Origin of the sequence: Clostridium celatum DSM 1785 (assembly GCF_000320405.1) — a bacterium.
Classification (GTDB): Bacteria; Bacillota; Clostridia; order Clostridiales; family Clostridiaceae; genus Clostridium; species Clostridium celatum.
On record NZ_KB291634.1, the window covers coordinates 1 to 25,689 of the forward strand.

Sequence of the window (25,689 nt, forward strand, 5' to 3'; positions counted from 1 at the left end):
AACTATATTACACAAAATTATCTACAGTCTCACTAAATCATTTTTTTATTATATTAATCCATATTATATTAAACCACTATTTTTATAGTGCATAAGAGAAATCTATTTTGTTGCTCATTTCCTTTAATCTTTTCATGCTTACCCCTAAATATCTCATAGTTGTTTTTATATCAGAGTGATTTAATACATGTCTAACTAATTCAATATCATGTCCTGATTCTTCATATAATGTATGAGCAAAAAGTTTTCTAAATGAATGGGTACCAATGTTTTTATATCCTAAATAATCAGTTATTATTTTTAATTGTTGTTGCATGTTTCTTACTTTATTAGGATAAATAAAATCATCCTTATCTAAATTATTGTTAATGGCATATTCTAATAATTTGTTATACATTGCATCATTTAATTCTCTATTTTGCCATTTACCTGTTTTTATTTCTTTAATAGAAAATTTACTTCTATTGAAATCCGAAACCTTTAAATTAACTATATCTGAAGCTCTAAATCCTAAAGTAGCTTGAAGTGCCAAAGCAAATGCTAATGATGGATTAGGTCTAAATTTTCTAGAACGTCCCGTCTTTTTATCATAATAACTAAATCCTTCCTTGCACAACTTAATTATTTGTTCATATTCTTTAACTTCTAGGGGTCTTGTTGCTTTATAATTCTTTTTTTTATTCTCTTCTTTATTATTATTATTATTACTTTCTACTTCTACCTCTACTTTTTTTGATGCATTATTATTATTTTTAATTGCTCCCTCTGTTTTTATACTATCTTCAGTAAAATTTGAAGTTAACTCACTATTAACTTCACTTGCTCTCATTTTTTTATAAAATTCATAGAACTTCATCATTTCTAACATTTCTTCATCTAACATAATTTTAAAATTTCCTTTCTTCTATAAATCGAATATGCTTTTTAAATTAACTGCGCTTTTCATACATCCAAACTGCGCTTTTTATATTTTTATAATAATAATATACTATACAAACCTAGTAATATCAATGTTTTTAGAAAAAACTGCGCACATTCGGTATTGTACGCAGTTTTTTTTGATGGTATTTTTTTAGTTTTTTTCATAGAAATCCTTTTTAAAATATGTTATAATATTTTCATCAAGTTAACCATAGTTAACTAAGTTAACTATGGTTAACCAAAGTTTTGAATAGAATAGGAGTAATAAAATGGAAAATACAGATAATTCTCAAGAAAATTTAAGTTTTAATGATAATATTAATTCAAATATAGATAATAATATGGATATACATTCATTAAATGATACGAATCCTAATGTAAATTCAAATTTAACAGAGGGAGATAAAATCGAAACCAAAGGATTAAAATTAAAAAAATCTACTAAAGAAAGATTAAACACATTACAATCAAAGTTTACCGATGCTGAAAGTATGGTATTAGCATTATTGAATCAATATGAAACTTTTACTATATCTACAGATAATAAATATACTGATAGGAAAGCTGAAATAGATAAATTTAATTTTTTATTAGATTCAATAAAAAATAGTTTTGTAAATTCTTTAGAAATGGCTACTTTCGTAGAAGAAAAATACTTAAGTAAAATTCAAGAAGAACTAACTAAGAAAGATAAAGTAATTTCTATAGCTCAAAACGAAAATATAAAACTAATGGAAGAGATTAAAAGTATACAAAAAAACCTTATATCCAAAGATCAAGAATTAGAGGATGTAAAAGATAGTTTTAGTCGAGTGAATTTAGCACTTACAACAGTAGAAAAGGAACTGAAAGAAAAAAGTGAAATTATCCAAAGCTTACAGACTCACTTAAACACTTTAAATAAACTCTCTAACGATAATGATATTTATCAAAAAGAAATTTCCGAACTTAAAACTTATATAAAAAAATTAGAAAGCAACTTGCAAGATTATGAGTATAATAAACAATTATTGGATAATTCAAATAAAGAAAATGTTAAAAATCAAATTCTTTTAAATGAATTAAAAGAAGAAAACAAAAACTTACTTAATTATAATCAGGAATTAAATAAGAAAATTCAAAATTTATTACTAGATAACTCTTCCAGAATATTAGAAATAAATGAAAAGAATAATAATACTATTAGAGAAATTGAAAAAAATAAGGATTTAGAACTTCAAAAGGCAAATAATAAAATAAATGAATTGCAGGAAGAACTTTTCAAAATAAAACTTAATCAATCTAATCTAAAATAGAAGAAGTTAACAACTCACTTTTTTATACTCTTGTTATAATATTTTAATCCATTCTGATTATACTATTATTATGTATAGATATTAAAATTTAGTATGAAGAGGTGAGTTTTAAAATGTCAATGCCTTTAATTTCAGCTCTTATTTCATCTGGTGGATTAATTCTTGGTTCAGTAATTGGAGCCTGTTGTAGTTGGTATATTAATAAACTCTCATTAAATGAACAAAACAAGTTAAAAGTTCAAGACTTTTCTTATCAAGAAAAATATAAATTACAAGAAAAACACATAAATATAAATATTATAAGATTAGATTTTTGTACTGCAATTTATCAAAGTATACGCTATCTTCAGAATACTGAAAAACCATTAGAGCATTATACTATTCCAGCTTATAGTAATTATCACAAAATAGTCGCATCTTTAAGTGAGGATTATTCATTAAAAGAACTAAGTTACATATATCAATTTTATGCTATACTTGATAACGCTCATATTTCTCTAAGTAAAATTGATAAACTTACTGATTCAAACTACTTATATATAAGAAGTGTTTTTTTTAGTATTTTAAAAAAAATCTACGGTAATAACTATTTAAAAATTCTTAATAAAGATATTGAAAATATTAGTTTCAAGGAATTATATAGTGATCCCCTTATGAAGGAAGGATATAGAAATTTGTTACGTTCTTTAGATGAACAATATATTAAAGAGTAAAGTTTACGTTTTAAATATAATTCGTAAACTTTACTCTTTTTATATCAACATATTAATCATAACATCTATTGTATTTTTAGTTTTCTTTAAATTATCTACATAGTCGGCAACATGCATTTTATAGTATTGAATTCCTTCATCTGTAATATGGTATATCTTTTTGCTTCTTTTATTTAATACTTCATTCCCAACCCATTCACTTATTACATAACCTTTAATTTCAAGGTCATATAATGTTTCGTATATAGTGCTTGAAGAAACAGGAAATGGCAAATTAGTACTTTGAAATTTTTCTCTAAAAACCTCTAATATTTTATTTCCAAATACAGTTTCTCCTTTGGATAGTTCTTTTAATATATAAAATGAATACAGCATTTTAGTATTAACCGTATTTCTAGGTGCAACTAATCTATTTCTATTACCACTCAAAAAATCACTCCTCTTTTTTTAAAGATTGTATACATAATTTTATCAAATTTTAGATATTATGTCTAATTATTAAAAGTTTAATATTAAAAAGCACCTTAAATCATTAATATGAATACAATATATTAAAGTACAAATGATAGGAGATGAGTAACATGTCTCGAAAATGTTGTAGAAGAAACTGCTGTTGCCAAAACAATTGCTGTTGTCAAAATAACTGTTGTTGCCCTAGCAATTGCTGCGGTCAAAATAATTGCGGATGTGGTTACGGTGGCTATGGTAATTGCGGAGGATTCGGTGGCTATGGTAATTGCGGAGGATTCGGCGGCTACGGTGGTTGCGGTGGCGGCTGGTGGTGGATAATAATATTATTATTCTTTTGCGGAGGCTGCTGGTAATCTAGACTTTAGTGCATCAAAAGTGTATCAAATTTTTGATGCACTTTTTTTGATTAACTTTTTATAAATAGAATTTAATTAAAAGGGAAAAATAATTTAGAACTATCATTTAGAGGTGATATATATGATAAAAGTAAAAACTATACTATTAACTTTAATCACAGTTCTATTTTTATTTCAAACTCCTTACGCAGAACCTATTAATGAAAATGATCAAAATTCCGAATCCATTAATGAGAATAATAAAGATTATAAAAAATTAGAAGATTTAAAAAGAGAATTAAAAGAAGAAAGAAAAGTTATTGATCAACAAAGACTAGAGCAGATTAAATTAAAAGAATTAGAAAAAAATAAAGATAAAAATGACACAGAAGTTACACCAGACACTACAAATAGCAAAGAAAATAAAACTCCTAAAAAAGCACAGGATAACATTGTTCCAAGCTTAATTGTACGTTTACGCGGAAAACATTCTACAAAATATTTATGCGAATACAACTTTACTGTAAAGAATAACAATACAGAAAATTCAGTAAGTAATGTAATAATTGAAGATTATGATACCTTACTAAAAAAACCTTCTTTAAAAGTACGTCCAGGTGAAACTATTAATCTTGAATTTTCTAGAAAACCTGAAAAATTAACTACATACATATATGGCGAAAATAATAATGAAGAAATTTCATTAAAAAAAGGTTCTTTTAAAGTTCCTACTCTTGATAAAAAAATAATACTAATAATAGAAGGTACATATGATAATGGTTATGTTAAATATGCCATTGTTTTAGATATAAGAAATTAGTATAAAATGATTATTTTAATATCTTACTACATAAAATATAGCTATAATTAGGAGGAATTAATAATGCAAAATAATATCTATAACTCAAATATTGAATATACTTCTGAAGGAGAAGTTCCAGAAAAGGATAAAAAAACAACTGATGAATCAGTAGAAAAAAAGGAAGATGCTAAACTTAAAGAAATAAAAGAACTTGGAACATTAAACTCTAGTGGTGATCATCAAAGTATTCAAATACTACCTATAATAGGTCAAATAGAAGGTCATGTTGTGTCCCCACCTCAAACTAAATCAACAAAATACGAACATATAATACCTCAATTGATATCAATGCAACAAAATGATAAGGTAAAAGGAATATTAATAGTATTAAATACAGTGGGCGGAGATGTTGAAGCTGGCTTGGCTATCGCTGAAATGATAAATTCAATTTCTAAACCTACTGTTTCAATTGTCATAGGTGGTGGTCATTCTATAGGTGTTCCATTAGCAACCTCTGCTGACTTTTCATTTATTACACCTTCAGCTACTATGATAGTTCACCCTGTTCGTATGAATGGATTTGTTATAGGTGTAGCTCAAACATTCCATTATTTCAAAAAGATGCAAGAAAGAATAAATAATTTTGTTGTTAGAACATCTAAAATAGATAAAGATGAATTAGAAAGAATGATGTTGCGTTCAGATGAACTATTAAACGATATGGGTACTATGTTAATAGGAGAACAGGCTGTTGAATGTGGTTTAATAAATCAAGTTGGTGGTATAAAAGATGCATTAGATAAACTTGACGAATTAATAAATAATGCAGATAATAAAAATAACTAGAAATTCCCTCTGGGAGTTTCTTTTTATTTGTAAATTATATTAAAATAGTACTATACTATGATTATACTATAATTTCCAATTATATTTTTACAAAAGGAGGTAGATAAAATGGCAACTCAAAAGAAGAAAAGAAAGAATAAGCCCAAGCAGTCTTCTTTCGAAATGCAGGGAGATATTAAGGCCATATTATTAATTTCTATAGGTATTATATTAGCATTTTCAACATATACAAACATTGCTGGTATTTTATCCATTCTTACACGAAAAATTCTTTACTCACTTATAGGTATAATTATTTATGCAATACCTATTTTCTTAATTTGTCTTGGTATTAATACTATAAAATCAAAGGGGAAAGCAACTTATTCAAGAAAGTTTTTTAGCCTTTCAATATTTTTTATAGTTGTTTGGCTTTTGTGTAGCACGATAAATATTAATCAAGCTGTTAGTGACCTAGAAACTATAAACTTTGCTAATACATTAAAAAAAATATCATTTTATACAAGTACATCTTTACATGGTGGAATTTTAGCTTATTTAATAACTTATCCACTCTATAAACTAACTGGGTTTATTGGTAGCTATATTGTTTATATAACTTTAATTTTAATTTGTATTATATTATTCTTAGATATTACTTTATATGATATATATATAAAATTCAAAAACGTTACTAGTCTACTAAAGGATAATTTTACAAACCCTAAACCAAGTAAAAAATTATCAAAATCTAAAGTAAAAAAAGAAAAGAATATCTCTTCAGAATTAGATGATAGTGAAGAATGTAATTATATTAATGATATAAATAATAAAATTGAAATACTGGACTTTATGAAAAATTCTAATTTAGAAACTTTTTCAAATTTTCAAGATATAAATGCAGATGATTATTTTGAAGAGAAAAATAGTAATAATTCTTCCTTTTCCACTAATACTACGCTTTATGAAACAAAAAATATAGTAAATAAAGAAGTGGTAAATAAAGAAATTGAAGATAACTTAAATTCTTTAGAAAAAACTACAGAAAAGAAATATATTTTCCCAGATGTAGATTTACTTAACATAAATTCAAAACTTCAATTAAAAAATGAGGATAAAAAAGATTTAATAGATAGTGCTAATAAACTTGAGGAAACACTTTCTAATTTTGGAGTAGATGCTAAAGTTATTCAAGTAACAAAAGGTCCTTCAGTTACTAGATTCGAACTACAACCTAGTCCAGGTGTTAAAGTTTCTAAAATTGTTAATTTACAAGATGATATTGCTTTAGGACTAGCTGCAAATGGTGTAAGAATAGAAGCTCCCATCCCTGGGAAAGCGGCAATAGGTATAGAGGTTCCAAATAAGAAACAAGCCCCTGTGTTTTTAAGAGAAGTTTTAGATTCAAAAGAATTTACAGATACTGATAAAACATTAGCATTTGCACTTGGAAAAGATATTACTGGAAAATGTATTGTTGGTGATTTAAGCAAAATGCCTCATATGCTAATTGCAGGTGCTACAGGCTCAGGTAAATCGGTATGTATTAACACTTTAATAATAAGTTTATTATATAAGTACTCTCCAAAAGATGTTAAGCTTCTAATGATAGACCCTAAAGTTGTTGAGTTAAGTGTATATAACGGTATACCTCATCTTCTTATTCCAGTTGTTACTGATCCAAAAAAAGCAGCTGGTGCTTTAAATTGGGCAGTAAATGAAATGAATAAGAGATATAATTTATTTTCGCAAATGAAAGTTAAAAACATTGAATCCTATAATAACTTATATAAAAAAGGAGAAATAGATGAAAAGCTTCCTTATGTTGTAATGATTGTGGACGAGCTTGCTGATTTAATGATGGCCTGTCCTAATGATGTTGAAGATTATATATGTAGATTAGCACAAATGGCTAGAGCAGCAGGAATGCATTTAATTATAGCAACTCAAAGACCATCTGTTGATGTTATTACAGGGGTTATAAAAGCTAATATTCCATCTAGAATTTCATTTGCTGTTTCATCAGGAATTGATTCTAGAACAATTTTAGATCAAACTGGTGCTGAAAAATTATTAGGAAGAGGGGATATGCTATATAATCCTATAGGAGAAAATAAACCATTAAGAGTGCAAGGCTCATTTATTTCTGAAGAGGAAGTAGAAAATGTTGTAGATTTCATAAAATCATCATATGAAGAGGTTAACTATTCAAATGATATAATAGACCATATTAATAATGAAAATACCACAGAAGTCGCATCAGATAGTGAATCTGATGAACTATTAGACGAAGCTATTAAAATTGTAGTAGAATATCAACAAGCATCTACTTCATTTATTCAAAGAAAATTAAGAGTAGGATTTAATTGAGCTTCTAGAATAATGGAGGACTTAGAAGAGCGTGGAATTATTTCAGAAAAAGATGGAAGCAAACCAAGACAGGTATTAGTAAGTAAAGAAGAGCTTTATAGTAGAGATTAATATAAAATACTTGTAAATATTCTTATGTTAAATTAAAATAATAATTATTATTATATACACTTAGGAGGAAAATATTTTGAATAAATATAAAGTTGGAATGGTTAGTTTAGGCTGTGATAAAAACAGAGTAGACTCAGAACTTATATTAGGAACAATCAATAAATTTTATGAAATAACTAATAATGCTAAAGAAGCAGATATAATTATTGTAAATACATGTGGATTTATAGAAAGTGCAAAACAAGAATCTATAGATACTATTCTAGAAATGGCTGAATATAAAAATAAATATAACTGTAAAATGCTTATTGCAACTGGTTGCCTTACGCAAAGATACGGAGATGAGTTGTTAGAATTAATTCCTGAAATAGATATACTTATGGGAGTTAATGACTATATGAAACTACACAAATTAATATTAGATTTCATTAAAACTCAAAGAAGAGTATCATCAACATCTTATACTGATGAAGGAATCAATGAAGGTGAAAGAATTCTTACTACTAAAACTCATACAGCATATGTTAGAATAGCAGAAGGATGTAATAACTTTTGTACTTACTGTATAATCCCTAAAATAAGAGGTAAATTTAGAAGCAGAACAAAAGAAAGTATCTTAAATGAAGTAAAGAAGTTAGTAGACTTTGGCGTAAAAGAAATTATACTTATAGCTCAAGATTTAACTAATTATGGTGTAGATATCTACAATAAAAAAAATCTACATGAATTAATTAGAGAAATCTCAGAAGTTGAAGGGATAGAATGGATTAGACTACTTTATTGCTATCCAGAAGAAATTACAGATGAGTTGATTGAAGAAATTGCTACTAATAAAAAAGTAGTTAAATACTTAGATTTACCTATTCAACATATAAGTACAAAAATCTTAAGACAAATGGCTAGAAAAACTAATAAAGACACTATAATAAACAAGATTGAATTATTAAGAAAAAAAGTTCCAGGAATTGCTTTAAGAACTTCTCTTATAGTTGGATTCCCAGGTGAAACAGAGGAAGATTTCAACGAATTAAAAGAATTCTTAACTGATTATAAATTAGAAAACGTTGGTGTATTTGCATATTCACAAGAAGAGGGAACTCCAGCAGCAAAAATGGATAATCAAGTTGAAGATGATGTAAAAGAACAAAGAAAAGAAATATTAATGCAAATCCAAAGAAAAATCGTAAAAGAACAAAACAAATTGAAAATCGACAATATTTATGATACTATTATAGATGGAAATAATGGAGAATATTACATTGGAAGAAATTATGAAATGTCTCCTGAAATTGATGGTATTATATTTATTAAAAAGAATACTAATTTAAAAATAGGCGATATAGTTAAAGTTAAAATAACCGATGTAATGGACTACGATTTAATAGGAGATGTTTTTAATGAATTTAGCAAATAAATTAACGATGCTTAGAATAATTTTAGTTCCTATATTTCTAATATTCATTGTAGTAAAAGGCATACCATATGGTTCAATTATTGCTACATTGATATTTATTATAGCATCACTAACTGATCAATTAGATGGATATATAGCTAGAAGTAGAAATGAAATAACTAATTTCGGAAAATTTATGGATCCTCTAGCTGATAAATTATTAGTAACAGCGGCACTAATTTCATTGGTTGAATTTAACCTAATTCCAGGATGGGCAACTGTAGTAATAATAGCTAGAGAATTTGCAGTATCAGGACTTAGAACTTTAGCAGCTTCTGAAGGAAAAGTAATCGCTGCAAGCTGGTGGGGAAAAATTAAAACAGTTACGCAAATAATAGCTATATTATTATTATTATTCCAAGTAAATATTGAATCTACAGCTTATTTAAGTAATATGGTTAATAATAATGAAATAGTTAAAACTTTCTTTGCTTATGCTCCTAAAATAGCACTAATAATTGCTGTTTTAATGACAATAGTGTCTGGCATAGATTATTTTGTTAAAAATAAGCATGTAATTTCAATGAAATAACAGATTAAAACATACAAATAATGGATATAATTATAAAAGTTCCTTCTAAATATTTTAGTTGGAACTTTTAGACTATAATGTGAATTAATATTATAATTTAATTTTTGTTGACTATATTACAATAATAATTTATAATCTTAACTATAAGAACAAATGTTCATAAAGAAGGGTGGTAATTTTATGACAAATATTGATGTAAATAAATTAAAAGCAATCGAAAATGCTATGAGTCAAATTGAAAAACAATTTGGTAAAGGTTCAATAATGAAATTAGGTGAACATAGCACGCTTAATATAGACTCAATTTCCACTGGTTGTCTTGATTTAGATATAGCACTAGGAATAGGTGGTGTTCCTAGAGGAAGAATAATTGAAATTTATGGTCCTGAAAGTTCTGGTAAAACAACAGTTGCTTTACATATAGCCGCAGAAGCACAAAAACTTGGTGGAGCTGTAGCCTTTGTTGATGCTGAACATGCTCTTGATCCTAGTTATGCTAGAAACCTTGGAGTAGATACTGAAAATCTTATTGTTTCACAACCTGATACAGGTGAACAAGGATTAGAAATAGCAGAAGCTCTTGTACGTTCTGGAGCAATTGATGTATTAGTTGTTGACTCTGTTGCTGCGTTAGTTCCTAGAGCTGAAATTGAAGGTGAAATGGGTGATTCTCATGTAGGACTTCAAGCAAGATTAATGTCACAAGCATTAAGAAAATTAACTGGTACTATTAATAAATCTAAATGTGTTGTTATATTTATAAATCAGTTAAGAGAAAAAGTTGGTGTAATGTTTGGAAATCCAGAAACTACAACTGGAGGAAGAGCACTTAAATTCTATTCATCTATAAGACTTGATGTTAGAAGAATTGATTCTATAAAACAAGCAGATGAAATTGTTGGAAATAGAACAAGAGTTAAGGTTATGAAAAATAAAGTAGCTCCTCCATTTAAACAAGCTGAATTTGATATCATGTATAATGAAGGTATTTCAAGAACAGGTAATATAGTCGATGTGGGCGTTAAAGAAAATATCGTTCAAAAAAGTGGTGCTTGGTTCTCTTATAATGATATAAGATTAGGACAAGGAAGAGAAAATGCAAAGCAATATCTTAAAGATAATCCTGAAATTGCTTTAGAAATAGAAAATAAAATCAGAGAAAAATATAACTTACCTTTAATGACTGCTCCTAAAGCAGTTAAGAAAGCTGATGAAAAATAATCTTTTTAAAAAATGATATGTAAAATACATATCATTTTTTATTTATCACACTCTAAGTAATCTTGACATAATTTTGTTTCTAAGGTAAAATAATAACAAATACTGGTTTATCATATTCATAGAATAGTGAGAATAATATGACACCTAGACGTTTTCTATTAGATTATAAATTAAATAGAGGTTTATGCGAGGAGGTGTTAGTTTGGATAGAATATTACCTATTATATTGGTTGATATTTTACTATTAGCAGTATTCGGTTATATCGTATACAAAGCTATACAAAAAGCCACAAAAAATAAGGTTTTACTTTTAGAAAAAGAAGCTGAAGATTTAGTTGAAAAAGCTAAAAAAGAAGCTGAAGCAACTAAGAAAGAGTCTATTTTAGAGGCAAAGGAAGAAGTTCACAAACTAAGAAATGATTTAGACAGAGATTCTCGTGAGAGAAGAAATGAAATTCAAAGGCTTGAAAGAAGAATTCTTCAAAGAGAGGAATCTTTAGACAAAAAGAGTGATCTTTTAGAAAAGAAAGAAGAAACTATCAATAAGAGATTGCAAGAAATTGATCAATTGGAAGAGAATGTTCAGCAGTTATTTACTAAAAGAAGAGAGGAATTGGAAAGAATTTCAACTTTAACTTCTGATGAAGCTAAAGAACTTCTATTAGGCGAAGTAAGAAAAGAAGTTTCTCATGATGCAGCTTTAATGATTAAAGAAATTGAATCAAAAGCAAAAGAAGAAGCTGATAAAAAAGCTAGAGAAATAATTACTACTGCTATTCAAAGATGTGCTGCAGATCATGTATCTGAATCAACAGTTCATGTTGTTGCATTACCAAATGATGAAATGAAAGGCAGAATTATTGGAAGAGAAGGAAGAAACATTAGAACACTCGAAACATTGACAGGAGTTGATTTAATAATTGATGATACTCCAGAGGCTGTTATTTTATCTAGCTTTGACCCTATTAGGAGAGAAGTAGCTAAAATAGCACTTGAAAAATTAATTGTAGATGGAAGAATACATCCAGCTAGAATTGAAGAAATGGTTGAAAGAGCCACAAGAGATGTTGAAAATGATATTAAAGAAGAAGGCGAACAAGCAACTCTAGAAACAGGAGTACATGGTTTACATCCTGAAATTATAAGACTTTTAGGAAGACTAAAATATAGAACTAGTTATGGTCAAAATGTTTTAAAACATTCTATTGAAGTAGCTTACTTGGCTGGATTAATGGCTTCTGAATTAGGTCTTGATGTAAATTTAGCTAAAAGAGCTGGATTATTACATGACATTGGTAAAGCTGTAGATCAAGAACAAGAAGGTCCTCACGCATTAATAGGTGGAGACTTAGCTAAAAAATATCATGAATCACCATTAATAGTTAATGCAATTGCTGCTCATCATGGTGATGTAGAAATGATGTCTTTAGAAGCCGTATTAGTTCAAGCAGCAGATGCAATATCAGCTGCTAGACCTGGCGCTAGAAGAGAAACACTAGAAGCTTATATTAAAAGACTAGAGAAACTTGAAGAAATTGCCAATTCTTATGAAGGCGTAGATAAGTCATATGCTATTCAAGCTGGAAGAGAAATAAGAATCATGGTTAAACCAGAACTATTAGACGATGCAGGTTCAATTGAATTAGCTCGTAATTTAGCTAAAAGTGTTGAAGAACAGTTAGAATATCCAGGGCAAATTAAAATAAATGTTATAAGAGAAATAAGAGCAGTGGATTTTGCTAAATAATAGAAAAATAAAAAAATACATTTCGTAGTAATACTAAATGTATTTTTTTATTTTTTTATTTTTTTATGAATTTTTTATTTTTTTTGTGAATTTTAGAAGGAATTTTTTTCTTTTTATAGAATATTAATATTATAAGAAATCATTTTCATTTTATGTAAACGATTTTAAATTTAGGAGGTAGAAATATAAATGGAAGTATTAAAAGTATCAACAAAGTCTAATCCAAATTCAGTCGCAGGAGCTTTAGCAGCTATAATAAAAGAAAAAAATATAGTTGAAATTCAAGCTGTAGGCGCTGGAGCAATTAATCAAGCAGTAAAGGCAATAGCAATAGCAAGAGGATTTGTTGCTCCAAGTGGTCGTGATATAGTATGCGTACCAGCTTTTACCGATATAGAAATTGATGGTGAAGAAAGAACTGCAATAAAATTAATAGTTCAACCAAGGTAATTTATAGATAAAAGTAAAATTAGCAAATTTTTATTCTATAAACATAATGTTTACTATTGAAATTTTTTTAAATCCATTATATAATGTAATCGTTAGATATATAATTATATAATATATAAAACGTAAAGAGGTGTGTTAAATGGTATCTAAAGAAGTAGTAGTAAACAACGGAACTGGTTTACACGCAAGACCAGCGACTTTATTAGTTAAAAAGGCTTCATCATTCAAATCTGATGTAAGCATCGAATTTAACGGAAAAAAAGCTAATGTAAAAAGCTTAATAGGTGTTTTATCATTAGGAGTAACTAAAGGTGCTAATATCACTGTTACTGCAAATGGTGATGATGAAACTCTTGCAGCTGAAGAAATTGCAAAGTTAATAGAAACATTAGAAGATTAATAATAAAAAAAGTGCTTATAGCACTTTTTTTTATTTACATCTTTATGTAATATATTCAGTATTATAAATTTAATTTTTAATTTTTAAAAGTTTTTATGCCACATCTAAATGGTAAGATAATTAGATTAATAGCTGCTACAAAAATGGCTATATATATTATTCTTAATAGTATATAGGAATTTGAAACTAATATAGCAACAATATTTTTATTTAGTATTCCAATAATTCCCCAATTTATAGCTCCAATTAAAACTAATACTATAGAAATCTTATCTAAAATGTTTAACTTATACATATCCATCCCCCTTTTATAATTCATATTATATAATATGAAATTTTTTTTAAAATATGCTAACAAAATAAAGAAAAATATGATATAATACGAATGATAGTGGTTTAATAGTAAAAAATATTCGGAGGTACTGTTATGACAAATTTATATAATTCGCCATTAAATTCAAGATACTCATCAAAAGAAATGAGCTACATATTCTCAGATGATATGAAATTTTCTACCTGGAGAAAGCTATGGGTTGCCTTAGCAGAAGGTGAAAAGCATTTAGGTTTAAATATAACAGATAGTCAAATAGAAGAATTAAAATCTAATATTTATAATATAAATTATGCTGAAGCAATCGCTAGAGAAAAGGAAGTTAGACATGATGTAATGAGTCATGTATATGCTTATGGTTTACAATGTCCAGATGCTAAAGGAATCATCCATTTAGGAGCAACAAGCTGCTTTGTTGGTGATAATACTGACATTATTATCATGAGAGATGCTTTATTGCTAATAAAGAAAAAAATAGTAACTGTTTTATATCATCTAAGTAATTTTGCTAAAAAATATAAAGATATGCCAACATTAGGATTTACTCATTTCCAACCTGCTCAATTAACAACAGTAGGGAAAAGAGCTACTTTATGGATGCAAGATTTAGTTTTAGATATAGAAAACATAGACTTCTTATTAAGTAAATTAAAGCTTAGAGGGGTAAAAGGTACTACTGGAACTCAAGCTAGCTTTATGAATTTATTTAACGATGATGAGGAAAAGGTAAAAGCTTTAGATAACTTTGTAGCTGAAAAAATGGGATTTGATAAAAGCTATGGGGTTACAGGGCAAACTTATCCAAGAAAGGTTGATTCTATAGTTTTAAATACGTTATCAGAAGTTGCGCAAAGTGCCTATAAGTTTAGTAATGATTTAAGACTACTTCAAAGTATGAAGGAGATAGAAGAACCATTTGAAAAAAATCAAATTGGATCATCAGCTATGGCTTATAAACGAAATCCTATGAGAAGCGAAAGAATTGGTGCACTTGCAAGAACTGTCATTGTTAACTCTTTAAATCCTGCTATAACAGCTGCTACACAATGGTTTGAAAGAACATTAGATGATTCTGCAAATAAAAGAATATCAGTTGCAGAAGCTTTTTTAGCATTAGATGGTGTATTAAATCTTTATATTAACATTGCAGAAAACATGGTAGTTTATGATAAAGTTATATCTAGCCATGTTAATAACGAACTACCATTTATGGCAACAGAAAATATAATGATGGAAGCTGTAAAAAAAGGTGGAGATAGACAAGAGCTACATGAAAGAATAAGACTTCATTCTATGAATGCATCTCAAAGAGTAAAAGGTGAAGGTTTAGATAATGATTTAATTACTAGAATAATTAATGATGATTATTTCAATTTAAGCAAAGAAGAAATTTTATCAATTATAGATCCAAGTAAATTTGTGGGAAGAGCTCCAAGTCAAGTTACTGAATTTATTAATGAATATGTAGAACCTATTATAAATGATAATCTAGATGCTTTAAATATAAAAAGTGAGATAAATGTTTAATGTGAATCTGATACAATTATCTTACTATAGAAAAAGGAATTATATTTTTATATAATTCCTTTTACTATAATAGTAATCTAATTATAAAACCTTACATACCATATATTAATAATAATTTTTATCAAGATTGAGGTTTATATGAATACTTTCTATAAGTGTATAATCGAGAACAATGCATTTGAAGAAATTTTAACTTATTTATTTGATAAAAAGAAAATACTTATAATAAAAGATAACCCTAATATATCTGATGAGTTATCTGAAATAGTGTATATATTAAATAGATATCATTTAATTCTAGAAGATAACGATATTTTTCATTTTAACTTAAAATTAAATTCTATAGAATTTAATAAAAACATAGAAAAATTAAAGGTTATTCAAAGAAAAATTAAAAATGATAGTAATAAGATCTTAGATACTTTTAATACCTTTTCACTTAAAAACAATTCCCTATATTCATTAAATGATTTATACAATAAAACAATTTCAAATATAGAATTCAAAGATGAAAAATTTGAGTTTTATAATATTATAAACAAATCAAACTTATTTGAAGACAACGATACTGATTCAATTATAACTTCGACTACTAATTTATTAAAAGATAACTTAATAGATACTTTTATTAAATACAAAAAATATGAAAATTCTTCTAGATTTAAAAGTTTAAATTCTAAAATTGATGAAAAAACTATCCATTCTGCTATAACTAAATTAAGTAGTATATTAAATAACTCATATGCATTTATACCACCTATATTTTTTAATGAGTATACAACTGATTTTATAAATAAATCTATATATTATAAAAACTACGACATGGAAACTCTTAAAGATATAGCTAAAGAGGTAAATTCAAAACATAATAGTCACTTATTAAATAAAATCAATACCCATTCAAAGTTTAATTTTAGATATTTATTTAATAGAAAAAAAGTCAAAATAGAAAAACTAAAACTTTTAAATGAATATAAAGAAAAAGAAGAATGTATTTACAATCAATATATGGAGAATATAGATAATTTAAACTTATATGTAAATTCATTTTCTTTCATAAAAGAAATTTTTAATGAAGATATTTTTGATAATATAAAAAAATATATATTACAAGATGATGAATTGCAATCCTATATTGCAGAACTTAAAAATTTATTAGTGGCATATGATAATTATTTAAAAATAGAACAGAAAGTAAGTAGTATTAGTAAATTAGAATTAAGCATTTTAGAAGATTTTTATAAATATTATCCTAATAAAGATTCTTTAAAAAAGCTTATATCATTTATACCTGAATTCTTTTTTTATAAATCCATTTATGAGATAGAATTAAAAAACAGTAAAATTTTAAATAACTATAATAATATTAATAATTATTTAAATTCATTAGATTATGGTATAAAATCATTTAAAACATTATTAATGAATACATTTAGCTTATTAGCACCCAAACCATTGTATAGCAATATAATTTCAAACAAAATTACAAGGAATTTACCTATAAAAATTTCTAAAATACACCCTATAAATAATATAAAAAAAATTATCAATATTATACATCCTATTTATATATTAAAAGAAGAACCTGTTATTAATAACAAAAAAAACTATTTTACTAATTTTGATCTTATTTTAAAGGATTCAAATATTAAATCCTTTATACCTAAAGATGCTAATAATAACCTAAATATATCAAATAATAAAATTTTAAATGAAATAATTAAGTTATTAAAACCTTTTAATTATTTAATTACAATAAATAATAATTTAATAGAAATTAAACAAAATTCTAATGAATCTAAAAGTATAATCATATATATAAATCCCATTAATTCATTTACAAAAAATGATTTAATAAATCTTCTCACTTTGAGGAGTGCTTGTTCTAATATAATTTTTATCTGGAGTAGAGATTGGTGGATTAATAAAAATGATGAATTAATAAAAATACAAAATGCCTTATTAACATTAGCATAAAAGAAGCCTTAAGGCTTCTTTTTTTTGCAATATAATAATTTTGATGTTAAAATTATTCAATGAAGCTTTAGTCATATAGAAGTTAGCAAAGGAGAAAATTATGAACTTAATAACACTTGAAAACATATCAAAATCTTATAGTGAAACAATTCTTTTAGATAATATTTCTTTGGGAATTAATACTGGGGATAAAATAGGATTAATTGGGTTAAATGGTTCCGGTAAATCAACATTATTAAAAATAATAACTGGAAGAGATGAATTTTTCAACGGAAATATAACAAAAGGTAAAGATGTACGAATAGAATATCTTGGTCAAGATACAAAGTTTGATGAGAATTCTACTATAATAGATCAAATATTTAATGGTGATAGTTTAGAAATGAAACTATTAAAAGAATATGAGTCATTAGTAGACTATTTAAACAACCATGAATTTGATGCTGATATAAATGATAAATTAATTAAACTTCAAGATAAGATAGACTCTTTAAATTTATGGTCTTTAGAAAGTGAAGCAAAGACTATTTTAAATAAATTAGGAATATCTGATTATTCAATGAAGATGGGAAAACTTTCTGGTGGTCAAAAAAAGAGAGTATTCTTAGCTGGTGCTTTAATAAAACCTTGTGATTTATTAGTTTTAGATGAGCCTACAAATCATCTTGATTCTGAATCAATAGAGTGGTTAGAGGAGTATTTAAACTCTAAAAATATCTCTTTATTAATGATAACTCATGATAGATACTTCTTAGATAGAGTTAGTAATAAAATTCTTGAATTAGATAGAGGAAAATTATATTCCTATACTGGAAATTATACAACATACTTAGAAAAAAAAGTTGAGAGAATAGAACTTGAACAATCAATGGAAGAAAAAAGACAAAAACTTATAGCAAAAGAATTGCAATGGGTAAGAAGAGGGGCTAAAGCTAGAACAACTAAGCAAAAAGCTAGATTACAAAGATTTGATGAGTTAGTAAGCAAAGAATATATAGAAGAGAGACCAAAGATTGATATGCCTTTCATCGGATCAAGACTTGGTAAAAAAACAATTGAACTTATTGATATATGCAAATCTTTTAATAATAAAAATATTATAAATAATTTCAATTATACTTTTTTAAAAGAAGATAGAATTGGTATTATTGGTAGAAATGGTGTAGGGAAAACAACCTTATTAAATATAATAACAGGTGATTTAAAAAATGATAATGGTGATGTAATAATAGGTGACACTGTAAAAATTAAATCATTTACACAAGATGATTCTCATATGGATTTATCTATGAGAGCTATAGATTATATTAAAGAAGGAGGAGAGTGGATACCAACTGATAGTGGTATAAAAATTTCAGCTTCTCAGTTAGCAGAACGTTTCTTATTTGATGGAACAAAACAATATACACCTATAGAAAAACTCTCTGGAGGTGAACGTAGACGTCTGCATCTTTTAAGAATATTAATGGAATCACCTAATGTATTAATCTTAGATGAGCCTACTAATGATTTAGATATTGAAACGCTTAAAATTTTAGAAGATTTTATAGATGAGTTTGTTGGAATAGTAATTGTTGTATCACATGATAGATACTTTTTAGATAGAATTTGTAATAAAATATTTGCTTTCGATAATGGGAATATTTCTATATATAATGGTAATTATAGTGACTTTTTAATTTATAAAGAGATTGAAGATTCTAATAGTAATAAAGCCGATACTAATTCTTCAAAGGAAAAAAAGAAAAAAGAATATATAAAAAATAAAGATACAAGACCTAAATTTACATTTAAAGAACAAAAAGAATTCGAAACTATCTACGATGATATTGAAAAGCTTGAAATTGCAATATCATCAATAGAAGAAGAGATGAGCAAAAATGCTAGCAATTATGGTCTTCTAAGCGAGCTAGATAAAGAAAAAAATACTTTAGAAGAAGAGTTAATGTTTAAATATGAAAGACAAGAATATTTAGAAAATTTAGATTTAAAAATCAAAGAATTTAACAGTCAAAAATAATTGACAAGTTATTTACTTTCTGTTAACCTTTAAAAGTCGAAATTATTAGATTAACTTTTTAGGAGGAAATTATGGAAAATACACAAAAGATTAAAATTGTAACTGCAGATCCATCTGCATTAGGATTATTTGGACTTGCTGTAATTACACTTGTAGCATCTTCTCAAAAATTAGGATTAACAAGTGGAGTATCATTAGTTTTTCCTTGGGCAATATTCTTAGGAGCTACTGCTCAATTATTTGCTTGTATTAATGATTTTAAACATGATAATACATTTGGTGCTACAGCATTTGGTGCTTTTGCATTCTTCTGGTATTCAATGGGCTTTACTTGGCTAATTCAAAATGGTGTTTTTGGAGAAAAATTAGCTTTAGCAGCTGATAGCAAGCAATTAGGATTTGCATTTTTAGCATATCTAATATTCTCACTTTACATGACTATAGGAGCTATGGAAACTCATAAAGTATTATTTACAATATTTGTTTTAATTGATTGTTTATTCTTAGGCTTATCACTAAACGCATTTGGTATAATGCCTGAAATTTCTCATTCTTTAGCAGCTTGGTCAGAATTATTAATTGCTTTAATGTCATTCTATGGTTCTGCAGCAGCAGTATTAAATAAGCACTTTGGAAAAGTATTTTTACCAGTTGGAAAGCCATTTGGTATATTTAAATAAACAATAAAAAAAGGAAAAGCAAAATAAGCTTTTCCTTTTTTTATTGTTTATTTGTTAATATATATTGTATAATATAAATATACATTTATTACATAACATAGGAGGAAATTAATGAAAATTCAAATTAATATAAAAGGTCAAAAAGAACCTATTTTTTATATTGGAGATAGAATTGATATATTAGATTTTGAAATGAATAATGAAAAATATAAACAAATTCGTTATTTTAGAAAAGGTTTTTCTAAATCTGAGCTTATTAAAGAATCACTTATTAAAAACATAATTGAAATTGAAAAATAAGTTTAAAAATATCTTTCTTTAGTAATATTTAAACTATAATATATTAAATATTACTAAAGAAAGGCACTATTTTTTCGTTATTAAAATTTCGCTAAATATACATTTCTAAAATTTCGTGTATATATTATGCTATTTTATCTATATTTTTAAGGGGGAATATTTTTGGCTATAGGTAGAACAAAAACTTTTAAATATAAGAACTATGAATACTCATCTGAAGTAAAATCTCTATTATCTATAAAGCTAACTGCTGTTGATATTGAAAAAATTAATATCATAAAAAATAATTTTGCTGAACTTGGTATAAATCGTGGATATGAATATATAATAACGGATTTATATATATTAGTTGAAATTCATAATCTAACCTCAAGTCAATTAGCTACTATTTATAAAGTTGGAGTTAGAACCATACAAATATGGCTAAAAGAACTAGGTTTAAATAGATCATTAATAAAAGCTAAAAATGCTAATAAATGTAATACAATTAACAAATTAAATATAGATAAAAGTGCATTAATATTAAATACTGATGAAAAGTTTCAAGCTTTTAATCAATTTGGTATAGATATAAAAGCTGATTCTACTCTTCCCGTAATACTATTAGATTTTCTTAATTATTTATCTACTATTAAAGGTAAATCTATAAATACTGTTAATGCTTATAAACTAGATCTTTGTCTATTCTTTAGATTCTTGAAAGTATATAAAGGTATTGAAACTTCTAAAGATATTGAATTTGAAGAAATCATAATATCCGATATAAATGAGAATATTGTTAAAGATATTACTTTAACTGATTTATATGCATTTTTATCTTTTGTTGAAAAGCAAAGAAATAATAGTTCCTATGCTAGAGCAAGAAAAGTTGCTACTTTAAAATCCTTTTTTAACTTTTTATATGGTAAAGCCAAGATAATTTCTATTAATCCAGCACTTGAATTAGAGTCACCTAAGATAAGCAAAAGAAACCCTGTATATCTTAACTTAGATGAAAGTATACACTTGTTAACTTCATTAGATGTAAATAATACTAACTATTATAGAGATTATTGTATTTTAACATTATTTTTAAATTGTGGTTTGCGTTTATCTGAACTATGCTCTATTAAAATTGATAAAATTAAAGGAGATACACTAAATATTATTGGGAAAGGAAATAAAGAACGTACAGTATATTTAAATAACGCATGTATAACATCTATAAATAAGTATATATCAATTAGAAATGAAGATAAATCAACTACAGAAGACAAAGCTTTCTTATTCCTTTCTTCTAGAGGAAAGCCTATAAATAAAAGAACTGTTGAATTACTTGTAAAAAAACATATAAAAGATGCTGGATTATTAAATGATAAATATACTCCTCATAAACTAAGACATACAGCAGCTACATTAATGTATAAACATGGCAATGTAGATATTAGAAGCTTACAAAGTATACTTGGTCATGAAAATATTTCAACAACTCAAATTTATACTCATGTTGATGATGATGCACTTAGAGATGCTATAAACTCTAATCCTTTAGCTAATATATGATAAACACACTATTAAGAACATATGTTCAACACTCGTATTTTTAGCATTTTTTTATTAATTTATTAAAATAATAAGACAAAAATAAAAGAAACATAATTTATAACTATGTTTCTTTTATTTTTATTATTTGTTTCTTTTTAACTTTCTTATTCCTGGATATAATTCTTCTGTCAATTCATCTAGTTCAGAATCCTCTTCTACTCCAATTTCATCTAAGTAAACAATGTTATCAAAAGCATCTATGTAATCTTCTTCTAATTCAGATTGAATATCTATATCTATCTCTTCTTCTATATCCTCTTCTCTATTTTCTTCATTTAATAATTCTAGAGCTTTTTTTAATTCATCTTCTATAAATGAGTTTTCTTCAACTGTTTTAGCAATATCATCAATATTTATTGCTCTTATGTCAACCCCATTTTCCTCTAAACACTTTCCACAATTATCACAAATTTTTTTTGAGTATATATCACAATAATCATCCTCAGTATATTTATTTGTCATATAATCACCACCTAAAAGTTTTTAACTTTTTTATTCTATCAGTTTATTCATATTTTTACAAGATAAATTTTTTACATTTTTTTTAAATTTTAAGAACATAAGTTTGATATTACTAATTAGGTATGTTATAATTATCTCAAATAAGTGAGGTGTTACTAATGCGTGAAGTAAATAATAAGCAAAATGAAATTTATGAATTTTTAAAAACTTACACCGATAACAAAGGATACCCACCTTCTGTCAGAGAAATATGTGAAGCTGTTGGGTTAAAATCCACGTCATCTGTTCATGGTCATCTTAAACGACTAGAAGGTAAGGGTTTAATAAGAAGAGATCCAACAAAGCCTAGAGCTTTAGAAATAATAGATAATTCAATAAAAAAAGAAATGGTTAATGTTCCTATAATAGGAAAGGTAACTGCTGGTATTCCTATTTTAGCTAATGAAAATGTTGAAGATATTTTTCCACTTCCTTTAAATTATATCAAGCATAACGACGAATTATTTATGCTTAATATAAGTGGTAATAGTATGATCAATGCAGGAATCTTTGATGGAGATTTAGCTATAATTGAAAAATGTCAAACAGCTCGTAATGGCGATATTGTAGTTGCATTAATAGAAAATGAAGCTACTTTAAAACGATTTTATCGTGAAGATGGACATATTAGACTTCAACCTGAAAATGATAATATGGATGCTATCATAGTTGATAATTGTATTATTTTAGGTAAATTAGTTGGATTATTTAGGACATATTAATACTTAAGGAGTCATACTTTATTGTATGATTCTTTTTTATTAATCTTTAAAAACGAGGTGTAATTCAATGAAAATATCTATTGGTCATTTTTTTAAAAACAAATATGATTTTGATAATGCTAATATAATATGTCCAATTGAGTTTTTTAATAGAGATAAATATTTAAATTTACGACTTTTAGTTAGAATAATGTTTATCTTATTTTATGGATTTGGTTTTGGCTATTCAATATACTTTAATGTTTCTTCAGTTTCTGAATTAAAAATATATTTGCTATCCTTTGCTATTTTATATTTCTTAATTTTTTATTTAATACAAATCCCTCATGAATTTATTCATTCACTTTTTTATAAGAATCCTTTTAAAAATAAAGTAAATAAACTTATCTTTTTCAATAAAAATAGATTATTAACTAGCGAATTAACAGAAGAAATTAATAGTTTTAGGCTTTTTCTTAGTCTTATAACCCCATTTTTAATATTTTCTCTTATTCCTTTAATTATTATATCTGTTATAGGTTTTAATTTAAATTTATATGCACTCTCATTTGCAAATGCAATATTATCTTCTGAAGATTTATTAAATATTATTTTAGAATTAATCTCAGATACTAATAATGGATGTAAATCACTATTTATTATTCCTAATAATTACGATTATCTTTTAGAAAATACTTCATCTGATATAATGGAGGTTACTACTGACGTTAATAATACTGATATTAATGATGTTAGTAATAATGAGATTACTTTAGATAATCTTATTGATACTGATTTTGATATAGATCAATTAGAATTATTCGATAATTCCAATAATTTTAATAACATTGAAGATACCTTAGAGTTTAAAAGCGATGACTCTCCCAAAGATTTAAAAAATGATGATTTTACTAATGTAGTTTCTGAACCACCTATAGATAATACTATAAACTCTGATATAAAATAACAAAAAAGGTCGTACCATTTTATACGACCTTTTTATAATTTAAATTATACTATTTAAAGATATTAATGTACCTATTTTAGCATGATCAAATGTAAGACCACCTTGAAGATATGCAATATATGGCTCCCTTATAGGTGCATCAGCAGATAATTCAATTGATGATCCTTGAATAAAAGCACCTGCTGCCATTATAACTTCATCATTATACCCCGGCATTGCCCATGGTTCACATTCAACAAATGAATCTATTGGAGAACCCTTTTGTATTCCCTTACAGAATTTAATAAGTTTTTCTCTATCTCCAAATTTAATAGCTTGAATTATATCACTTCTTTTATCATCATACTTAGGTAAAACTTCATAGCCAGCAAGCTCCATTACTCTAGCACAAAAAACTGCCCCTTTTAATGCTTCCATAACTATATGTGGGGCTAAAAATAATCCTTGATATAATTGTCTCATTACACCAAATGTTGATCCACACTCCCCTCCTATTCCAGGTGTAGTTAATCTAAATGCTGCTTGCTCAACATATTTAGTTTTTCCTGCTATATATCCTCCAGTAGGTGCAATACCACCACCTAAGTTTTTAATTAAAGAACCTGCAACTAAGTCTGCTCCAACATCTGTTGGCTCTATAGTATCTATTAATTCACCATAACAATTATCTACAAATATACAAACATCTTCTCTTATCCCTTTAATTACAGAAATGATTTCTCCTATTTCTGATACTAGGAAAGATTTTCTCCATCCATATCCAGTACTTCTTTGTATATGTACTAATTTTATACTATGGTCTTCTTTTAAAACTTCTATAATTTTTTCAGTATCGAATGTACCATTTTTTAAATCTACTTGCTTATAATTAACACCATATTCTTTTAAAGAACCTATATTTTCTTTACCACTTATTCCTATAATATTATGCAGTGTGTCATAAGGTGCACCAGTAATACATACCATTGTATCCCCAGTTCTTAAATTGCCCATTAGCGCACAACCAATTGCATGAGTACCATTAACAAAATGAGGTCTAACTAATGCACTTTCAGTATTAAAAATTCTTGCGTATACTTTATCTAATGTATCTCTTCCTATATCATCATATCCATACCCTGATGAATTAGTAAAATGCATATCACTTATTCTTTCTTCTTGGAAAGCATTTAAAACCTTTAATTGATTATATTCTCTTATTTCATCATATAGCTTAAATTGTTCTTCTACATCCGCTAAAGCCTTTTTATAAATTTCAAAGGCATTTTCTTTTATGCCATATGTTTCTATCATCATTTTTTCAGTATTTTTTAACATCTTACTACTCCTCTATTTCATTATTTCAATACCTATTATATATAATAAAAGTCTAAATATAAAGATTTTTGTTTTAAATTAGAAAAAAGATGAAAGTAAAACTTTCATCTTTCAGTTTGTTGAAAAACCCCCTGTTTA

24 protein-coding genes and 1 pseudogene are annotated in these 25,689 nt (G+C 26.1%); 20 read left to right on the forward strand and 5 right to left on the reverse strand.

The window, feature by feature from the left end; genetic code table 11:
- Nucleotides 1-82 precede the first annotated feature (82 nt).
- Nucleotides 83-883 carry a tyrosine-type recombinase/integrase gene (locus HMPREF0216_RS06860; RefSeq protein ID WP_005212891.1) on the reverse strand — a complete coding sequence of 267 codons (801 nt, stop codon included), beginning with the start codon at nt 881-883 and terminating at the stop codon, nt 83-85.
- Between the two features lie 307 nt (nt 884-1,190).
- Between HMPREF0216_RS06860 and HMPREF0216_RS06865 the strand changes: the two genes are divergently transcribed.
- Both HMPREF0216_RS06865 and HMPREF0216_RS06870 read left to right on the forward strand, forming a co-directional pair.
- Entirely contained in the window at nt 1,191-2,216 is a 1,026-nt protein-coding gene (locus HMPREF0216_RS06865; RefSeq protein ID WP_005212893.1) for a hypothetical protein, read from the forward strand.
- 113 nt (nt 2,217-2,329) lie between these two features.
- Nucleotides 2,330-2,929, forward strand: a complete 600-nt coding sequence (locus HMPREF0216_RS06870) for a hypothetical protein (RefSeq protein WP_005212895.1) — start codon at nt 2,330-2,332, stop codon at nt 2,927-2,929.
- Between the two features lie 39 nt (nt 2,930-2,968).
- Here the strand turns inward: HMPREF0216_RS06870 and HMPREF0216_RS06875 are convergent, their stop codons facing one another.
- Nucleotides 2,969-3,304 carry a PadR family transcriptional regulator gene (locus HMPREF0216_RS06875; RefSeq protein ID WP_051040671.1) on the reverse strand — a complete coding sequence of 112 codons (336 nt, stop codon included), beginning with the start codon at nt 3,302-3,304 and terminating at the stop codon, nt 2,969-2,971.
- Nucleotides 3,305-3,510: 206 nt separating this feature from the next.
- On the opposite strand from HMPREF0216_RS06875, the gene HMPREF0216_RS16740 reads away from it, so the two are divergent.
- The 10 genes and pseudogenes from HMPREF0216_RS16740 (at nt 3,511) to HMPREF0216_RS06920 (ending at nt 13,646) form a co-directional block, all read left to right on the forward strand.
- Nucleotides 3,511-3,753: a hypothetical protein gene (locus HMPREF0216_RS16740; protein WP_005212898.1), complete on the forward strand. Its 243-nt coding sequence runs from the start codon at nt 3,511-3,513 to the stop codon at nt 3,751-3,753.
- A 124-nt stretch (nt 3,754-3,877) separates the two neighbouring features.
- Nucleotides 3,878-4,555 carry a hypothetical protein gene (locus HMPREF0216_RS06880; RefSeq protein ID WP_005212899.1) on the forward strand — a complete coding sequence of 226 codons (678 nt, stop codon included), beginning with the start codon at nt 3,878-3,880 and terminating at the stop codon, nt 4,553-4,555.
- Nucleotides 4,556-4,618: 63 nt separating this feature from the next.
- Nucleotides 4,619-5,383, forward strand: coding sequence for a ClpP family protease (locus HMPREF0216_RS06885; RefSeq protein WP_005212900.1), 765 nt, complete (start codon nt 4,619-4,621; stop codon nt 5,381-5,383).
- Between the two features lie 108 nt (nt 5,384-5,491).
- A pseudogene (locus tag HMPREF0216_RS06890) lies at nt 5,492-7,843 on the forward strand (DNA translocase FtsK).
- 97 nt (nt 7,844-7,940) lie between these two features.
- A complete protein-coding gene (rimO, locus tag HMPREF0216_RS06895) occupies nt 7,941-9,257 on the forward strand; it encodes a 30S ribosomal protein S12 methylthiotransferase RimO (protein WP_425458699.1) in 1,317 nt (438 codons plus the stop codon).
- On the forward strand, nt 9,241-9,828 hold the full coding sequence (gene pgsA, locus HMPREF0216_RS06900) for a CDP-diacylglycerol--glycerol-3-phosphate 3-phosphatidyltransferase (RefSeq protein WP_040419276.1): 588 nt from the start codon (nt 9,241-9,243) through the stop codon (nt 9,826-9,828). The genes rimO and pgsA overlap by 17 nt, the downstream gene beginning before the upstream one ends.
- A gap of 180 nt (nt 9,829-10,008) precedes the next feature.
- On the forward strand, nt 10,009-11,049 hold the full coding sequence (recA, locus tag HMPREF0216_RS06905) for a recombinase RecA (RefSeq protein WP_040419278.1): 1,041 nt from the start codon (nt 10,009-10,011) through the stop codon (nt 11,047-11,049).
- Nucleotides 11,050-11,233: 184 nt separating this feature from the next.
- A complete protein-coding gene (gene rny / locus HMPREF0216_RS06910; RefSeq protein ID WP_005212906.1) occupies nt 11,234-12,796 on the forward strand; it encodes a ribonuclease Y in 1,563 nt (520 codons plus the stop codon).
- Nucleotides 12,797-12,985: 189 nt separating this feature from the next.
- Nucleotides 12,986-13,246 (forward strand): stage V sporulation protein S, encoded by a 261-nt coding sequence (locus HMPREF0216_RS06915; protein WP_005212907.1) that lies wholly within the window; start codon nt 12,986-12,988, stop codon nt 13,244-13,246.
- 139 nt (nt 13,247-13,385) lie between these two features.
- Nucleotides 13,386-13,646, forward strand: coding sequence for an HPr family phosphocarrier protein (locus HMPREF0216_RS06920; protein WP_005212908.1), 261 nt, complete (start codon nt 13,386-13,388; stop codon nt 13,644-13,646).
- A gap of 76 nt (nt 13,647-13,722) precedes the next feature.
- Here HMPREF0216_RS06920 and HMPREF0216_RS06925 read toward each other — a convergent pair whose 3' ends face one another.
- The gene (locus tag HMPREF0216_RS06925; protein ID WP_040419280.1) at nt 13,723-13,941 is read right to left on the reverse strand and encodes a DUF378 domain-containing protein; all 219 of its coding nucleotides are present in this window, start codon (nt 13,939-13,941) and stop codon (nt 13,723-13,725) included.
- Between the two features lie 132 nt (nt 13,942-14,073).
- On the opposite strand from HMPREF0216_RS06925, the gene purB reads away from it, so the two are divergent.
- From purB to HMPREF0216_RS06955, 6 genes are all read left to right on the forward strand, one after another.
- Nucleotides 14,074-15,504, forward strand: coding sequence for an adenylosuccinate lyase (gene purB, locus HMPREF0216_RS06930; protein WP_040419282.1), 1,431 nt, complete (start codon nt 14,074-14,076; stop codon nt 15,502-15,504).
- A gap of 138 nt (nt 15,505-15,642) precedes the next feature.
- Nucleotides 15,643-17,481, forward strand: coding sequence for a hypothetical protein (locus HMPREF0216_RS06935; RefSeq protein ID WP_005212912.1), 1,839 nt, complete (start codon nt 15,643-15,645; stop codon nt 17,479-17,481).
- A 100-nt stretch (nt 17,482-17,581) separates the two neighbouring features.
- The gene (locus HMPREF0216_RS06940; RefSeq protein WP_005212914.1) at nt 17,582-19,501 is read left to right on the forward strand and encodes an ABC-F family ATP-binding cassette domain-containing protein; all 1,920 of its coding nucleotides are present in this window, start codon (nt 17,582-17,584) and stop codon (nt 19,499-19,501) included.
- A gap of 71 nt (nt 19,502-19,572) precedes the next feature.
- Nucleotides 19,573-20,181, forward strand: a complete 609-nt coding sequence (locus tag HMPREF0216_RS06945) for an acetate uptake transporter (RefSeq protein ID WP_005212916.1) — start codon at nt 19,573-19,575, stop codon at nt 20,179-20,181.
- Nucleotides 20,182-20,292: 111 nt separating this feature from the next.
- Nucleotides 20,293-20,481, forward strand: coding sequence for a hypothetical protein (locus tag HMPREF0216_RS06950; protein ID WP_005212918.1), 189 nt, complete (start codon nt 20,293-20,295; stop codon nt 20,479-20,481).
- A gap of 564 nt (nt 20,482-21,045) precedes the next feature.
- Nucleotides 21,046-22,023, forward strand: a complete 978-nt coding sequence (locus tag HMPREF0216_RS06955) for a tyrosine recombinase XerC (RefSeq protein WP_040419287.1) — start codon at nt 21,046-21,048, stop codon at nt 22,021-22,023.
- Nucleotides 22,024-22,146: 123 nt separating this feature from the next.
- On the opposite strand, the gene HMPREF0216_RS06960 is transcribed toward HMPREF0216_RS06955, so the two are convergent.
- The gene (locus tag HMPREF0216_RS06960) at nt 22,147-22,527 is read right to left on the reverse strand and encodes a hypothetical protein (protein ID WP_005212923.1); all 381 of its coding nucleotides are present in this window, start codon (nt 22,525-22,527) and stop codon (nt 22,147-22,149) included.
- A gap of 158 nt (nt 22,528-22,685) precedes the next feature.
- On the opposite strand from HMPREF0216_RS06960, the gene lexA reads away from it, so the two are divergent.
- Both lexA and HMPREF0216_RS06970 read left to right on the forward strand, forming a co-directional pair.
- Nucleotides 22,686-23,288 (forward strand): transcriptional repressor LexA, encoded by a 603-nt coding sequence (gene lexA, locus HMPREF0216_RS06965; protein ID WP_005212925.1) that lies wholly within the window; start codon nt 22,686-22,688, stop codon nt 23,286-23,288.
- Between the two features lie 67 nt (nt 23,289-23,355).
- Nucleotides 23,356-24,234 (forward strand): DUF3267 domain-containing protein, encoded by an 879-nt coding sequence (locus HMPREF0216_RS06970; RefSeq protein WP_005212927.1) that lies wholly within the window; start codon nt 23,356-23,358, stop codon nt 24,232-24,234.
- A gap of 39 nt (nt 24,235-24,273) precedes the next feature.
- Here HMPREF0216_RS06970 and HMPREF0216_RS06975 read toward each other — a convergent pair whose 3' ends face one another.
- Nucleotides 24,274-25,530, reverse strand: a complete 1,257-nt coding sequence (locus HMPREF0216_RS06975; RefSeq protein ID WP_394371342.1) for a methionine gamma-lyase family protein — start codon at nt 25,528-25,530, stop codon at nt 24,274-24,276.
- Between the last annotated feature and the right edge of the window lie 159 nt (nt 25,531-25,689).